The organism is Arenimonas terrae, assembly GCF_006265115.1.
In the GTDB taxonomy this organism is placed as follows: Bacteria; Pseudomonadota; Gammaproteobacteria; order Xanthomonadales; family Xanthomonadaceae; genus Arenimonas; species Arenimonas terrae.
Genome location: NZ_SMDR01000002.1, coordinates 103101 through 117946, shown reverse-complemented (window position 1 = coordinate 117946; position 14846 = coordinate 103101). Strand labels below are relative to the sequence as shown.

General features: G+C 71.2%; 15 protein-coding genes. 8 read left to right on the top strand and 7 right to left on the bottom strand.

Going from position 1 to position 14846, the window contains the following annotated elements:
- Positions 1-34 precede the first annotated feature (34 nt).
- Together E1B00_RS09280 and E1B00_RS09275 are read left to right on the top strand one after the other, a co-directional pair.
- Entirely contained in the window at positions 35-2314 is a 2280-nt protein-coding gene (locus tag E1B00_RS09280) for a DUF1631 family protein (protein ID WP_139448045.1), read from the top strand.
- 63 nt (positions 2315-2377) lie between these two features.
- Positions 2378-3475, top strand: a complete 1098-nt coding sequence (locus tag E1B00_RS09275; protein WP_139448043.1) for an NAD(P) transhydrogenase subunit alpha — start codon at positions 2378-2380, stop codon at positions 3473-3475.
- A gap of 17 nt (positions 3476-3492) precedes the next feature.
- On the opposite strand, the gene E1B00_RS15625 is transcribed toward E1B00_RS09275, so the two are convergent.
- The 4 genes from E1B00_RS15625 to E1B00_RS09260 all read right to left on the bottom strand — a co-directional run bounded on the left by E1B00_RS15625 (position 3493) and on the right by E1B00_RS09260 (position 5335).
- Positions 3493-4038 (bottom strand): DUF3106 domain-containing protein, encoded by a 546-nt coding sequence (locus E1B00_RS15625; protein WP_176693189.1) that lies wholly within the window; start codon positions 4036-4038, stop codon positions 3493-3495.
- Positions 4035-4394, bottom strand: coding sequence for a hypothetical protein (locus E1B00_RS15620; RefSeq protein ID WP_176693188.1), 360 nt, complete (start codon positions 4392-4394; stop codon positions 4035-4037). Before E1B00_RS15620 ends, E1B00_RS15625 begins: the two co-directional genes overlap by 4 nt.
- On the bottom strand, positions 4391-4939 hold the full coding sequence (locus tag E1B00_RS09265) for an RNA polymerase sigma factor (protein ID WP_139448039.1): 549 nt from the start codon (positions 4937-4939) through the stop codon (positions 4391-4393). Before E1B00_RS09265 ends, E1B00_RS15620 begins: the two co-directional genes overlap by 4 nt.
- A gap of 66 nt (positions 4940-5005) precedes the next feature.
- Positions 5006-5335 carry a hypothetical protein gene (locus E1B00_RS09260; RefSeq protein ID WP_139448037.1) on the bottom strand — a complete coding sequence of 110 codons (330 nt, stop codon included), beginning with the start codon at positions 5333-5335 and terminating at the stop codon, positions 5006-5008.
- A 128-nt stretch (positions 5336-5463) separates the two neighbouring features.
- Between E1B00_RS09260 and E1B00_RS09255 the strand changes: the two genes are divergently transcribed.
- A complete protein-coding gene (locus tag E1B00_RS09255; protein WP_139448934.1) occupies positions 5464-5763 on the top strand; it encodes an NAD(P) transhydrogenase subunit alpha part 2 in 300 nt (99 codons plus the stop codon).
- Positions 5760-7148 (top strand): NAD(P)(+) transhydrogenase (Re/Si-specific) subunit beta, encoded by a 1389-nt coding sequence (locus E1B00_RS09250; RefSeq protein ID WP_139448035.1) that lies wholly within the window; start codon positions 5760-5762, stop codon positions 7146-7148. The genes E1B00_RS09255 and E1B00_RS09250 overlap by 4 nt, the downstream gene beginning before the upstream one ends.
- A 16-nt stretch (positions 7149-7164) precedes the next feature.
- Here E1B00_RS09250 and E1B00_RS09245 read toward each other — a convergent pair whose 3' ends face one another.
- Complete coding sequence (locus E1B00_RS09245; RefSeq protein WP_139448033.1) at positions 7165-7566, bottom strand: hypothetical protein; 402 nt, start codon at positions 7564-7566, stop codon at positions 7165-7167.
- 86 nt (positions 7567-7652) lie between these two features.
- Between E1B00_RS09245 and sufT the strand changes: the two genes are divergently transcribed.
- The gene (gene sufT, locus E1B00_RS09240; protein ID WP_281280692.1) at positions 7653-8207 is read left to right on the top strand and encodes a putative Fe-S cluster assembly protein SufT; all 555 of its coding nucleotides are present in this window, start codon (positions 7653-7655) and stop codon (positions 8205-8207) included.
- 4 nt (positions 8208-8211) lie between these two features.
- On the opposite strand, the gene E1B00_RS15615 is transcribed toward sufT, so the two are convergent.
- Positions 8212-8886, bottom strand: a complete 675-nt coding sequence (locus tag E1B00_RS15615) for a Fe2+-dependent dioxygenase (RefSeq protein ID WP_176693187.1) — start codon at positions 8884-8886, stop codon at positions 8212-8214.
- A gap of 69 nt (positions 8887-8955) precedes the next feature.
- On the opposite strand from E1B00_RS15615, the gene E1B00_RS09230 reads away from it, so the two are divergent.
- From E1B00_RS09230 to E1B00_RS09220, 3 genes are all read left to right on the top strand, one after another.
- Entirely contained in the window at positions 8956-10212 is a 1257-nt protein-coding gene (locus tag E1B00_RS09230) for an imelysin family protein (RefSeq protein ID WP_176693186.1), read from the top strand.
- 8 nt (positions 10213-10220) lie between these two features.
- Positions 10221-11576, top strand: coding sequence for a di-heme oxidoreductase family protein (locus tag E1B00_RS09225; protein ID WP_220396265.1), 1356 nt, complete (start codon positions 10221-10223; stop codon positions 11574-11576).
- 278 nt (positions 11577-11854) lie between these two features.
- Entirely contained in the window at positions 11855-14233 is a 2379-nt protein-coding gene (locus tag E1B00_RS09220; protein ID WP_220396264.1) for a S8 family serine peptidase, read from the top strand.
- Between the two features lie 107 nt (positions 14234-14340).
- On the opposite strand, the gene E1B00_RS09215 is transcribed toward E1B00_RS09220, so the two are convergent.
- Positions 14341-14829 carry an asparaginase domain-containing protein gene (locus E1B00_RS09215; protein ID WP_139448027.1) on the bottom strand — a complete coding sequence of 163 codons (489 nt, stop codon included), beginning with the start codon at positions 14827-14829 and terminating at the stop codon, positions 14341-14343.
- Positions 14830-14846: the final 17 nt, after the last annotated feature.

The window sequence follows — 14846 nt, the reverse complement described above, 5'->3', positions numbered from 1 at the left end:
ATAGCGCGTAAACCCCCCGGACGTGCCGAGGCCCATGAGCGAATTCACCCCTTCCACCAGCGACCGCCGTCCCGGCGCCCTAGCCCGGGACCTGATCGCGGCCATGCGCCGGCGCAGCACCGAGCACCTGCAGTCGGTGCTGGCGCGCGTGTTCGCCCGGGCCGACGACTGGCTGTTCGACCTGGCGAAGAAGGACGGCGCGCCGACCGGTTCGCCCTACCTGCATGCCATGCGCGCGCTGCGCAATTCCCGCGCGCCGATCGAGCGTGGCTTCCGCGACCAGCTCGACAAGGGCTTCGAGCAGCTCGACCAGCGCGCCGCGCCGAAACTTGCCGGCGAGGGAGACGGCAATGTCGTGCTTGCCCTGCTGGACGAGAGCGAGCTCGAAGAGCAGCTGGCGACCAACCTGACCGCGGAAGCGATCATGCGCGTCCACGGCAACCTGCTCGACGAGCTGGCCGGGCGCCTGGCCCGCATGCTCGGCGTGGCCCAGCTGGAGGCCGCGCAGAACCCACTCAGCGCGCACAGCCTGGCCAATGCCATCGGCGAAGCGCACCGCGGCATCGACGTGCCGGCCGACGTGCGCATGGTGCTGTTCAAGTATTACGAGCGCGAGGTCATCCATGACCTGCGCGAGCTGCTGGTGGACCTCAACGGCCGCCTCGCCGCCGCCGGCTTCAGTCCGGTGACCGCGGCGCCCAAGCCGGCGCAGGCCGCGCAGCCCCAGACCGGTAGCGTCGGCCACCACCCCGAGATGGTCGCGCCGCGCACCGCCGACGGGTATGCGCCCGCCGCCTCCGACTACGCCCCGATGGGCGCCAACGCGCCCAGCTCCGAAGACCGCGCCGTGTTCGACGCCCTGGTGCAGATGCTGCACGCCTGGCGCCCGGGCGGCGGTGGTTCGCAGCAGCTCGGCGGCCGCCAGACCGGCCGCGGTGGCCAGCGCCCGATGGTCGCCGAGGAAATGATGTCGGTGCTGTCGCTGATGCAGAACAACGTGCCGGCAGCGGTGTCCGAGGCGTTGGAACGCCCGGAGGTCTCGCTGGCGGCCCTGCTCAAGAACGAACTGCTGCGTGGCGCCAGCCGCATCGGCCTGCCGCCCGAACAGGTCAGCATGAGCCAGGACGACGAGGATGCGGTCGACCTGGTCGGCATGCTCTTCGACGTGATGTTCGACGAGCGCGATTTCGAACACTCCGCCCGCACGATGATCTCGCGCCTGGTGGTGCCGTTCGTGAAGGCCGCGGTGATGGACCGCCGGCTCTTCCTCTACAAGACCCACCCGGCGCGCCGCCTGCTCAACTCGCTGGCCGAGGCCGTCGAGGGCAACCGCGGCGAAGGCCCGCAGGAGCGCGAGCTGCTGCAGAAAGCCGAGAACACCGTCGACCGCCTGATCGCCGAATTCAACGAAGACATCGCCATCTTCGAGACCCTGGAGCAGGAGCTGCGGTCCTTCCTGGACCAGCACCGCCGCCGGGTCGAGCTGGCCGAGCGCCGCGCCGCCGAGGCCCAGCGCGGCCAGGAGCGCCTGGAGCAGGCCCGCGACCTGGCGTCCAAAGAACTCGAACAGCGCACCCAGGGCCTGCAGCCGACCCCGGCGATGGAAGATTTCCTGGGCCGCTGCTGGACCCACCACCTGTCCATGATCGCCCTGCGCGAAGGCCCGGAAAGCAGCTCCTGGCAGTCCGCCCTGTCGGTTGCCGACAGCCTGCTGGCCCTGCTGCCGCGCAACGGCGAACCGGCCAAGCCGGCCGGTCCGGCCCTGCAGGCGCTGCGCGAGCCGATCGAAAACGTGCTGGCCAGCTCCGGCATCATCGGCGAGGCCGCCCAGGAGATGCAGCGCGCCCTGGCCGACAGCCTCGAGCGCCTCGCCCGCGGGCAGGCGCCGGCCCCGGCGCCGTCGACGATCATCCCGCCCGAAAACGTCGTGGCCATGCCGGAACGCCGCAACCCGGCCGCCGCCGCGGCCGCCGTGCTGGCCGACCTCAAGCCGCGCCTGGAAGTGGTGGCCGGCAAGGCCAAGCTGGAGGTCAACGAAGACGACGTCGAGCTGATGCGCCAGCTCAAGATCGGCACCTGGATCCACATCGCCGGCGAAGACGGCAAGCACCACCCGGTCAAACTGTCCTGGGTCAGCCCGATCTCCTCGCGCCTGATGTTCGTCAACCGCCGCGGCGTGCGCGTGCTGGTCGCCTCGGTCGAGGAGCTGGCGGCGATGAAGCAGGAAGGCAACCTGCTGGTGCGCGAGCAGGAAGGCGTGTTCGACCAGGTCCTGCACCGGGTCATGGGCAAGCTGCGCGACGAAGTCGGCTGATCCCCTGCCGCCCCGGCGGCGCTTCCGGTAGCATCGAGCCATCCTTTCCGGGGAGTGGCGCGCATGTCGGTGAGCATCGTTCTGGTCCGTGAATCCGCCGCGGGCGAACGCCGCGTGGCGCTGAGCCCGGAAACTGCGAAAAAACTCACCGCCCTCGGCGCGCGCCTGGTGATCCAGCGTGGCGCCGGCCTGCCGGCGCATTTCCGCGACGACAGCTACGCCGGCGCCGAACTCGTGGACGACGGCGATGCGGCCCTGGCCCAGGCGGACGTGCTGGTCTGCGTGCAGCCACCGGCCAATCACCGGCTGGCGAAACTCAAGCAAGGCGCCGTGGTCGTCGGCCTGCTGGCCCCGCATGCCGATCCCGGTCGCGTGGACGCGCTGGTCGCGGGCAAGCTCACCGGCTTCTCGCTCGAGCGCCTGCCGCGCACCACCCGCGCCCAGGCCATGGACGTGCTCAGCTCGCAGGCCGGCATGGCCGGCTACAAGGCCGTGCTGATCGCCGCCCAGCTGGCGCCGCGCTATTTCCCGATGCTGACCACCGCCGCCGGCACCATCCGGCCCTCGAAGGTGCTGATCGTCGGCGCCGGTGTCGCCGGCCTGCAGGCGATCGCCACCGCGCGCCGCCTCGGCGCCCAGGTGGAAGGTTTCGACGTGCGCCCCGAGACGCGCGAGCAGATCGAGTCGCTGGGCGGCAAGTTCCTCGACCTGGGCGTCAGCGCCGCGGGCGAGGGTGGCTACGCGCGCGAGCTCACCGCCGAGGAGCGCGCCGAACAGCAGCGCCGCCTCGCCGAACACCTCAAGACCGTGGACGTGATCGTCACCACCGCGGCCGTGCCGGGCCGGCCGGCCCCGAAGATCATCACCGCGGCGATGGTGGCCGGCATGAGGCCGGGCAGCGTCATCGTCGACCTGGCGGCGGAAACCGGCGGCAACTGCGAGCTCACGCGCCCGGGCGAAACCTTCGAGGCCGAGGGCGTGACGATTGCCGGGCCGCTGAGCCTGGCCAGCCAGGGCTCCCTGCACGCCAGCGAGATGTACGCGCGCAACGTCTACAACTTCCTGGCGCTGTCGCTCAAGGACGGCACGCTGACGCTGGACTGGAATGACGAGCTGATCGCCAAGACCTGTCTCGCCCACGCCGGCGAGCGCAAGGCCTGAGGCCGCGGGCCGGCGCCTCAGCGCGCCGGAGGCGGGCGATCGGCGGGCGTCGCCTTCGGCGGCGGCGAGATGCCGGGGCCGCCCTGTTCAAGCCAGGCGCGGCGCTGCGCGGGATCCAGGCTGCGCCATAGCCGGAACAGCTCCTTGCGCTCGGCCTCGGGCAGCTGGCGCAGCGTGGCCATGCTGATGCGCATCTTCTCCCGCAGCTCCGGCGGCAGGTCGCGGAAATTGCGCGCGCCTTCGCGCAGCTTCTCGCGCTGTTCGGGCGTCATCGCCTCCCAGCGCGCCTTGCGCTCCAGGCGCTCCAGCGCCCGCACCCGGCGCGAGGCCGGCATCTGGTCCCAGTGCGGCGCCAGTTCGGCCAGCTTCGCCTGCTGTTCGGGCGACAGCTGGCTCCAGCTCGGCACGCTGACGCCGGCAGGCACCGGCGCGGGGCCGCGCGGGTGGCCTTCATGCGGGAAATCGTCGCGGCCGTGTCTGGCGCCGTCGCCCGAGTGGGCCCAGGCCGGCGCCGCCAGCAGCAGGGCCAGGGCCAGCGCGCCGCGCAGGAGCCGGCGGTTCACAGGCGCGGCCCCGTGGTCACGGTGGCGACCGGGGCGTCGGCCAGCCAGGCGTAGAGCTCGGCGTCTTCCTCGATGACCAGGGCGTCGAGCTCGGCAGTGCTGGCCGCGACGGCCGGCGCGGTGGTCGGCGCGATCGCCGCGCGCTGCGGCAGCCACCAGGCCAGGCCGAGGGCGAGCACGGCGGCGGCGAACGCGCCGGCCGGCACCAGCGCGGGCACGGCCCGGCGAACTGGGCGTGTCTGCTGGGCCTCGTGACGGGCGCGGCGCAGGCGGAAGGCCATGCCCTGGTCCAGGCCGTCGCTGGCGCGCTCGAACAGGTCGCGCGCGCGGTCGGTGATCGGGTCGGGGCGGGTCATCGCCAGTCCTCCAGGTGGGTGCGCAGGGCGGCCATCGCCCGCGACAGGTGTGTCTTGACCGAGCCATCGGAGCAGCCCATCGCGGCCGCGGTCTCGGCCACGTCCAGGCCCTGCAGCTCGCGCAGCAGGTAGGCCTCGCGCTGCCGCCGCGGCAGCTGGCGCAGGGCCCGGCCCAGCGCGGCCCAGGCTTCGGCGTCGGCGTGGCGGCGGGCGGGATCCTCGCCCGGGTCGGGCAGCATTTCCAGCGGATCCTCGCGGCTGTCCTCGTCCCGGCCCAGGAAGGTCATCACCCGGCGCCGCACGGTGTTGCGGCGGTGCCGGTCGGTGACCTGGCGGCGCAGGATGCTCCAAAACAGCGGCGTCCATTCCTCGGCCGGCCGCTCGCGGTAGCCCACCAGCTTGATCATCGCCTCCTGCACCGCGTCCAGCGCGTCCTCGCGGTGGCCGAGCGCGAGCTCGGCCATGCGGAAGGCGCGCCGCTCCACCGAGGCCAGGAACTGGTCCAGGCTGGCGGGCGGCGCGGCGGGGGCGGCGTCGAAGGGCATCACGGGGCGCGGGTCAGGCCGTCCATGGCGCTGTATAACGCATCCGCGCCGGATCCGTTGACCGGCTCAGTGCCAGCGGTTGTAGCGGGCGCCGCGGCGGTCGAGCCGGTGGTCGATGCGCTCGCCCCGATGGTCCAGCCGGTGGTCGATGCGGTCGCCGCGATCGTCCAGCCGTTCGGCGCGGGCGTAGCGGCCGTGGGTGGCGGCGAGGTCGGCGCGATGGTCGAGCCGGTGGTCCACGCGGTCGCCGCGGCGGTCGAGGCGGTGTTCGATGCGATCGCCGCGGTGGTCGAGGCGGCGTTCGACGCGGTCGCCGTCGGGATGGGCCAGGGCCGGGCCGGCGGCCAGCAGCAGGGACAGGGCGAACAGGAGCGGGACACGCGTGGACAGGGTCATCGCCATTTCCTCCGGGGTTGGGTGGCCCCGACCAGAACGCGGCGGCTCCGCACGCAGTTGACCGGCCCACTGGCCGATGTTTAACCAGCGGTTATGATGGAACCGGTCGCGCATCCGCGCGGGGAGGGATCATGGACGGCTTCGTCGCGCTGTACATCTTCATGCTGGCTGCGTTCACCGGTTACGAGATCATCGGCCGGGTGCCGGTGATCCTGCACACGCCGCTGATGTCGGGCTCGAACTTCGTGCACGGCATCGTGATGATCGGCGCCATGGTGGTGCTCGGCCATGCCGACACGACCACCGAGAAGGTGATCGGTTTCCTCGCGGTGCTGATGGGCGCCGGCAACGCCGCCGGCGGTTATGTCGTCACCGAGCGCATGCTCGAGATGTTCAAGCCCAGCGCCAAGAAGGAGGGCGGCGCATGAGCTGGCTGCCCCTGCTGGTGAAGGCCAGCTATTTCGCCGCGGCCCTGCTGTTCATCCTGGGCATCAAGCGCATGTCGTCGCCCAAGACGGCGGCCAGCGGCATCCGCTGGGCCGGTGCGGGCATGCTGGTGGCGACCATCGCGACCTTCCTGCTGCCGGGCCTGCACAACCTGGGGCTGATCGCACTGGCGGTGTTCCTGGGCACGATCGTCGCCTGGATCTCCGGCAAGCGCGTCGCGATGACCGACATGCCGCAGATGGTGGCGCTGTACAACGGCCTGGGCGGCGGTTCGGCGGCGGCGATCGGTGCGGTGGAGCTGCTGAAGTTCTCCGACGCGGGCGTGGCGCCCTCGCAGACGGCCCTGGTGCTGGCCGTGGTCGGCGCGCTCATCGGCTCGGTGTCGCTCACGGGTTCGGTGATCGCCTGGGCCAAGCTCGACGGGCGCATGGACAAGCGCTTCACCTTCCCGGGCCAGCAGGCCTTCAACGGCCTGGTGTTCCTGGTCGCGGTCGGTCTCGGCGTGCTCACCGTCTATGGCCTGCAGCAGCCGGTGATCATCGGCTTCTTCGTCGCCGCGCTGGCGGTCGGCATCCTGATGACGCTGCCGATCGGCGGCGCCGACATGCCGGTGGTGATCTCGCTGTACAACGCGCTGACCGGCCTGGCCGTGGCCTTCGAGGGTTACGTGCTGCAGAACGAGGCGCTGATCATCGCCGGCATGGTGGTGGGCGCCGCCGGCACCATGCTGACCCAGCTGATGGCCAAGGCCATGAACCGTTCGATCGCCAGCGTGCTGTTCGGCAGCTTCGGCGCCACTGGCGAGGCCAAGGAGATCTCCGGCGCGCAGAAGCCCATCGAGGCCGGCGACGTCGCGGCGATGATGGCCTATGCCGAACGTGTGGTGATCGTGCCGGGTTACGGCCTGGCGGTCGCGCAGGCCCAGCACAAGGTCTGGGAGCTGACCCAGGTGCTGATCAAGCGCGGCGTGAAGGTGAAGTTCGCGATCCACCCGGTGGCGGGCCGCATGCCCGGGCACATGAACGTGCTGCTGGCCGAAGCGGGCGTGCCCTACGACCTGATCGCCGACATGGACGACATCAACCCCGAGTTCCCGACCACCGACGTCTCGCTGGTGATCGGCGCCAACGACGTGGTCAACCCGGTGGCCAAGACCGACCCGGCCTCGCCGATCTTCGGCATGCCGATCCTGGACGTGGTGGCCTCGAAGAACACCATCGTGATCAAGCGCGGCAAGGGCACCGGTTTCGCCGGCATCGAAAACGCGCTGTTCTACGCCGACAACACCCGCATGCTCTACGGCGACGCGGCCGCGGCGGTGAGCCAGCTGGTGGCGGAACTGAAGTCGGTGGACGGCGGGCACTGAGCCCGCCGCGTATCGCTCAGCGGCCCAGGCGCCAGGCGATGGCCAGGGCCAGCAGCGGCAGGGCGATGTCCCAGTGGTCGGTGCCATGCCGCAGCAGTTCGCCGGCCAGCACCGGCCCCAGGCGCTGCGCCGATTCGGCCGGGCTCAGGCCCAGCAGCAGGCCCATCTGGGTCGCGACGATCATCCAGTAGCTGGCGGCGATGGCGAGTGCGGTCGCCAGTACGGCGGCGGCGGCGCGCAGCCGCCCGGGCGGCGCAGCGGCGAGGCGCAGCATCAGGACCATGTCCAGGGCCGCCAGCGGCGCCATCCAGGCGCAGGTCGAATGCAGGGTGATGGCCAGGCCCAGCCAGACCGCCACCGCTCCCGATACGCCGACCGCCAGGGCGAAGGCGGGGAACAGCCACGCCCCGGGGCGCATGGAACGGTCCGTCGTCGGGCTCAATTCGGTTTCCCGGGGAGATGGCGGGCTAAAATAGCCCCCTTTCTCGCCAGGCGATACCTGCCGTGAGTTATTCCCGAACCAGCGAACCTGTGAAGTTCGAACGCGACTGCGCGGCGGTGATGGTGCCGCAGGGCGAAGTCGTGACCCTGCCCGCGGGCAGCAGCGGCTACATCACCCAGGCCCTCGGCGGCTCGTTCACGGTGTTCGTGGACGGCAACCTGTTCCGCATCGCCGGCGAGGACGCCGAGGCGATCGGCAAGACCAAGCCCGCGCCGCTGGAGCTGCCCGAAGGCGCCGGCGACGCCGAGGTCGAGAAGCTGGTCTGGGAACAGCTGCGCACCTGCTTCGACCCCGAGATCCCGGTCAACATCGTCGAGCTGGGTCTGGTCTACGACTGCGACCTGGGCCGCAATGCCGAGGGCGAGCGCACCGTCGCCATCCGCATGACCCTGACCGCGCCCGGCTGCGGCATGGGCGACATCCTGGTCGAGGACGTACGCACCAAGGTCGAGGCCGTGCCGACGATCGTCGAGGCCGACGTCGAACTGGTGTTCGACCCGCCCTGGAACCAGTCGATGATGTCGGATGCGGCGCGGCTGGAGACCGGGATGTTCTGAAGCCTCAGGCTTCCGCCCACATCCTGAGCAGCTGCGAATGCACCTGGCTCAGCTGCAGGAACTCCGCGCTGTCGCCTTCGCGCGCATGCAGGGCCCGACGCGCCTGGTCGAGCGTGAACAGCAGGGCCCGCTGGCGGCTGTCGCGCACCCGGCTCTGGATCCACCCGACGCAGGCCAGGCGCTCGCCGCGCGTCACCGGCGCGACCCGGTGCAGGGCGCCGCAGTCGTAGACCACCAGGGCCCCGGCCGGCAGTTTCACCGGCGTTTCGCCCTCCAGCGATTCGATCACCAGTTCGCCGCCGTCGTAGCTGTCGGGTTCGGACAGGAACAGGGTCCAGGCCAGGTCGGTGCGCAGCGGCGGTTCGCCCATCAGCGCGTCGTCCACATGCGGGCCGTAGGCGTCGCCGACGCCGTAGCGGCTCAGCAGCGGTTCGCCCAGCCGCGCCGGCCGCGCGAACTGGCGCAGCATCGGGTGCGCGGCGACCTCCGCGGCCAGCCGGTCACGCAGCTCGCGGACGCCGGCGTGGGCGGGATCGAGCTGCTGGTTCTGCTTGGCGCCGCGCGCCGCCCAGCCGGCGGTGGCGCGGCCATCGCGCGCAGGCAGGCCGGCGAACTGCGCGCGGGCGGCGGCGCAGGCGGCGGGGTCGAGCACATCGGCGAGGCAGAGCAGGGAGGTCACAGTTGAGAATGGTTTGCATTTGGGGCGATGGGGCCGATAATACCCGCATCCCTTCTTTTCTGGATCGCCATGACCTCCCGCCTCAAGCTCTGGACCCGCCTCGGAACCTGCCTGGTCGCGGGCCTGCCCGTCGCCGCGATGGCGATGCCGGCCCAGGACGGCGGTGAGGGCGGCGAAGGGGGCGAGGGCGGCGAAGCGGGTTCGGTGCCCTCGCAGTACCGGCTGATGCTCGACGCCGCCTCCGATCCGGCCTATGCCGCCCAGGACAGCCTGCGCGACTACGCCCAGGGCGCGCACGCCGCCTACCGCGATGCCGCCGTCGCCGCCGAAGGCCTGCGCAGCGCGATCCGCGCCCTGCTCGACAACCCCACGCCCAACAGCCTCGAACTCGCCCGCGCCGCCTGGCTGCAGGCGCGCCAGCCCTACCTGCGCACCGAGGCGATGCGCTACTACGACGGCCCCATCGACGGCCCGGAAAGCGCCGCGCGCGCGGCCGGCCCCGAGGGCCGCCTCAACGCCTGGCCCCTGAACGAAGCAGTGATCGACTACGTCGAGGGCGACGCCGACGCCGGCCTCGTGCACGAGTTCGCCACGCCGATCACCCGCGAAACGATCCTCTCGCGCGACCAGGTCAGCGACGAGGCCGACGTCACCACCGGCTGGCACGCGATCGAGTTCCTGCTCTGGGGCCAGGACCGTTCCGCCGACGGCCCGGGCGCGCGCCCGGCCGCCGACTACCTGCCCGGCGATCCCGCGCGCGACCGCCGCCGCGCCTATCTCGGCCTGCTCGCCGACCAGGTGGTGGACGACCTGCGCTGGCTCGAAGGCCAGTGGAACGCCGACCAGGCCGACGCCTATGTGCACTTCTTCCTGGCGCTGGAGCAGCACGAGGCGATCGGCCGCGTGTTGACCGGCGCCGCCAACCTGGCCGGTCACGAGCTGGCCTCCGAGCGGCTGGCCGTCGCGCTCGACTCCGGTGCGCAGGAAGACGAGCAGAGCTGCTTCAGCGACAGCACGCGCCAGGATTTCGTGTTCGCGCTCGAGGGCATCCGCCAGGCCTGGTACGGCCGCGACGGCCGCGGCCTGGCCAGCGTGCTCAAACCGCTGCGACCGGCGCTGGCCGCCGAGCTCGACGGGCGTTTCGCGCGCGCCGAGGCCGCCATCGCCGCGCTGCCGCAGCCCTTCGACCGCATGTTGAACGCCGCGCCCGACAGCGCCGAACGCCAGGCCGGCGAAAACGCCGTCACCGCCCTGCAGGAACTCGGCGCCGGGCTGCGCGACGCCGGCACCGCGCTGGGCGTGCTCGTCATCGTTTCCGGCGTATGAAAAATGCGGTGATCGCGGCCTTCGGGCTGCTGATGGCGGGCACGCTGCTGGCCGCCGTGCCCGTCGCCACGCCCGGCGGCGCGCTGACGCGGGCGCTCGACAACCGCGACGCTTTCACCCGGCCCGCGCCGGGCCTGACGCCACGCGAGCTGCGCGACTTCAATTTCGGCAACCGGGTTTTCAACACCAACTGGGCGGTGGCGCCGGCGTCGGTGGACGCCTTCGACGGCCTGGGCCCGGTGTTCAACCGCGTGTCCTGTTCCGGCTGCCACCTGCGCGACGGCCGCGGCCGGCCGCCGGTGGACGGCGAAGACGAGATGCTGTCGATGCTGGTGCGCCTGAGCGTGCCGGGCACCGACGGCCATGGCGGCCCGAAGCCGCATCCGGCCTACGGCGACCAGCTCAACGACCGCGCCATCCCCGGCGTGCCGGCCGAGGGCCGTGCGCGCATCGAATGGCGCGAGCGCGCCGGCCGCTATCCCGACGGCGAGCGCTATTCGCTGCGTGCGCCGCGGCTGGTGTTCGAGGACCTGGCCTTCGGCCCGCTGGGGCGGCGCAGCCTGAGCTCGCCGCGGGTCGCGCCGGGCGTGCCCGGCATGGGCCTGCTCGAGGCGATTCCCGAAGCCGACCTGGTCGCACGCGCCGATCCCGGCGATGCCGACGGCGACGGCATTTCCGGCCGCGCCAACCGCGTCTGGAATCCGGCCACCGGCCGCACCGAACTCGGCCGTTTCGGCTGGAAGGCGAACGCCGCGACCGTGCTGGCGCAGTCCGCCGGCGCCGCGCACGGCGACATGGGCCTGAGCAGCCGCATCTTCCCCGGCGAAAACTGCGCGACGCCGCAGCTCGCCTGCGCTGCGGCGGTACGTGGCGACGGCACCGACCTGCGCGACGCGCACCTGGACAAGCTGGTGTTCTACCTGCAGGTCCTGGCCGTGCCCGACCGCCGCCGCGTCGCGCCCGAAACAGAGGCCCGCGGCGAAACGCTGTTCGCGCAGGTCGGCTGCACCGGCTGCCACACGCCGGTGCAGCGCACGGCGCCGGACGCGCTGCCCAGGCAGCTGGCCGGGCAGAGCTTCATGCCCTACACCGATCTGCTGCTGCACGACATGGGCCCCGGCCTGGCCGACGGCCGCGGCGATTTCCTCGCCGACGGCCGCGAATGGCGCACCGCGCCGCTGTGGGGCCTGGGCCTGGTGCCGGTCACCAACGGCCACAGCTTCTACCTGCACGACGGCCGCGCGCGTTCGCTCGAGGAAGCAGTGCTCTGGCACGGCGGCGAAGCGGCGCGATCGCAGCAGGCCTTCCGCCGCCTGGCCCGCGAGGATCGGCAAGCCCTCCTGACTTTCCTGCGAAGTCTGTAGCCCAGCGCTAACGAACCTGAACCGGTTGGCACCGGTTACCGAAATAAAACTGACGCAACGCGGCTTGACCTGTGACTTTCGTCACGCTAGCGTCGGCCGGGTGTCATGCAGATGTGATCTGCGTCACACGTCCGGGTGGTCGGAAACTCTCCGCTACGAAAACCAAAGGCCATCGACGGCCTGCGCGGAGGAGCTTTTGCCCAGGGGACCCGGGGCATGGATGCAAACACGGCCGCGCCGCGGCCTCGTTGCCATCATTTTTCGGGGATACCTACATCGTGAGCAAGAACACTCGCAAGCTTCGCCTGCGTGGTCTCGTTGCGGCCACCACCCTCGCGCTGGCCGCCCAGGCCGGTTACGCCGCCTCCGGTCCTGACCAGGCGCCGCGCGTGGACCTGAGCGCCATCGAGTCCGGCACCCAGTTCGACCGCTTCATCGTCAAGTACCGCGCCGGCACCCCGGAGGCTGCGAACCCCGCGGCGCTCCAGCGCGCGCTGGACGCCGCGTCCGTCGGCGCCAACCAGATGATCCAGGGCGCCCGCCTGCAGGCCGGTGGCTCCGCGCGCGGCGCCAAGCCGCTCGCGACCCGCCACCTGCGCCGCATGTCCCTGGGAGCCGATGTCTTCGCCACCTCGCAGAAGCTGGGTCGCGCCGAAGCGCAGATGCTGATGAACCAGATCGCCGCGAACCCGAACGTCGAGTTCGTGCAGATCGACCGCCTGATGAAGCACACCCTGGTGCCCAACGACACCAGCTTCAGCCAGCAGTGGGGCTACACCGACGCCGACGCCGGCATCCGCGCCGACCAGGCCTGGGACGTCGCCAACGGCAGCGGCATCATCGTCGCCGTGCTCGACACCGGCATCACCAACCACAGCGACCTCAACGCCAACGTCGTCGCCGGCTACGACTTCATCAACGATCCGGCGGTCGCCGCCGACGGCAACGGCCGCGACGCCGACGCCAGCGATCCGGGCGACGCCGAGGGCGGTTATCCGTCCAGCTGGCACGGCACCCACGTCGCCGGCACCGTCGCCGCGGTCACCAACAACGCCAAGGGCGTCGCCGGTACCGCGTGGGGCGCCAAGGTGATGCCGGTCCGCGTGCTCGGCAAGGGCGGCGGCTATACCTCCGACATCGCCGACGCGATCACCTGGTCCTCGGGCGGCACCGTCTCGGGCGTGCCGACCCTGTCGGCGGCCAACGCGGCCGACGTGATCAACATGTCCCTGGGCGGCAGCGGCTCCTGCGACACGCTGACCCAGAACGCCATCAACGGCGCGGTCAGCCGCGGCGTCACGGTCGTGGTCGCGGCGGGCAACAGCAACGCCAATGCCTCCGGCTTCTCGCCCGCGAGCTGCAACAACGTGGTGAACGTCGCTTCGGTGACCTCGGCCAGCGCCCGTTCGAGCTTCTCGAACTACGGCACCCTGATCGACGTCTCGGCCCCGGGTTCGAACATCCTCTCGACCCTCAATGCCGGCACCGCCGGCCCGACCACCGAGAACTACGCCTCCTACAACGGCACCTCGATGGCCTCGCCGCACGTCGCCGGCGCGGTCGCGCTGGCCCAGAGCCGTCGCCTCGCCACCGGCCAGGCGCTGTACACCCCGGCCCAGATGGAAGCGCAGCTCAAGGCCACCGCGTATCCGCTGTCGGGCGCCTGCTCGGGCGGCTGCGGCGCGGGCATCATCAATGCCAAGGCGCTTGTCGACGCCGCCGGCGGCGGTGGTGGCAACGTCGCGCCGGTCTCGAACTTCACGTTCACGACCAGCGGCCTGACCGCGACCTTCACCAGCACCGCCACCGACAGCGACGGCACCATCGCGTCGCGCAGCTGGAACTTCGGCGACGGCACCACGTCCACCGCGACCAACCCGAGCAAGACCTACTCGGCGGCCGGCACGTACAACGTCAGCCTGACGGTGACCGACGACGACGGCGCGACCAACACGGTCACCAAGGCCGTCACCGTCGCCACCACCGGCGGCAACGCGCTGACCAAGGGCGTGCCGGTGACCGGCCTGTCCGGCGCGACCGGTGCCTCGCTGTACTACACCCTGGCCGTGCCGGCCGGTTCCACCAACCTGACCTTCACCATGTCCGGTGGCACCGGTGACGCCGACCTGTACGTGCAGTTCGGCGCCAACCCGACCGACACCTCGTACGTCTGCCGTCCCTACCTCGGCGGCAACAACGAGACCTGCACCATCGCGGCCCCGTCGGCCGGCACCTACTACGTCCGCGTGAAGGGCTACTCGGCCTTCTCCGGCGTCAGCCTGGTGGGCAACTACACCGCCGGCGGCGGTGGCGGCACGCAGACCTACAGCAACACCGCGGACTACACCATCAGCGACAACGCCACGGTGGACAGCCCGATCACGGTCTCCGGCCGCAGCGGCAACGCCTCGGCCACGTCGTCGATCACCGTCGACATCCGCCACACCTACAAGGGCGACCTGAAGGTGGACCTGGTGGCTCCGGACGGCACGCTCTACAACATCCACAACCGCAGCGGCGGCAGCGCCGACAACGTGACCGGCACGTTCAGCCGCAACCTGTCGAGCGAGGTGCTCAACGGTACCTGGCGCCTGCGCGTCAACGACAACGCCGGTGGCGACGTCGGCTACATCAACAGCTGGTCGATCACGTTCTGATCCACTGCGGTTGATACCGTGCAAAACGAGACCCCGGCCTAGGCCGGGGTCTTTTTTTTGCTTCGGTTCCGCCGGAGATCCGGGGCCAGCCGTGACCGCCGACGCCGTCAGCCGGCGGCTTCGAAGCGGTTCGCGGCGACGTTCTTGCGGACCTTCAGCGGATCCCAGATGCGGCCGTTCATCGCGATGTAGACGCCGGCCGGAAGCGACTGCACCGCGCCGACCGCGGTGCCGATGTTGAACTCGGCGTCCGAGCCGCGGAAGCGCGCCGGATTGAGCGCGCCGGTGAGCACGATGGTCTTGCCGGCGATCGTTGCCAGCACCTTCGCGGTGTCCACCATGGTGTCGGTGCCGTGGGTGACGAGCACGTTTTTCGCCGGTTGGGCGGCAATGGTCGCGCGCAGCAGCTCGCGGTCCTCGGCGGTGATGTGCAGGCTGTCCTTGCGGATGATCGGGATCACCGTGAAGCGGAAGGCGACGCCGAGCTCCTGCAGGATGCGGCCGATCTGCGGGTCGCCGACCTGGTAGTCCGACTTGTCGTCGAAATACACCTTGTCGATGGTGCCGCCGGTGGTGACGATCAACAGCTCATCCATGGGTCTTCCTCCTTGAC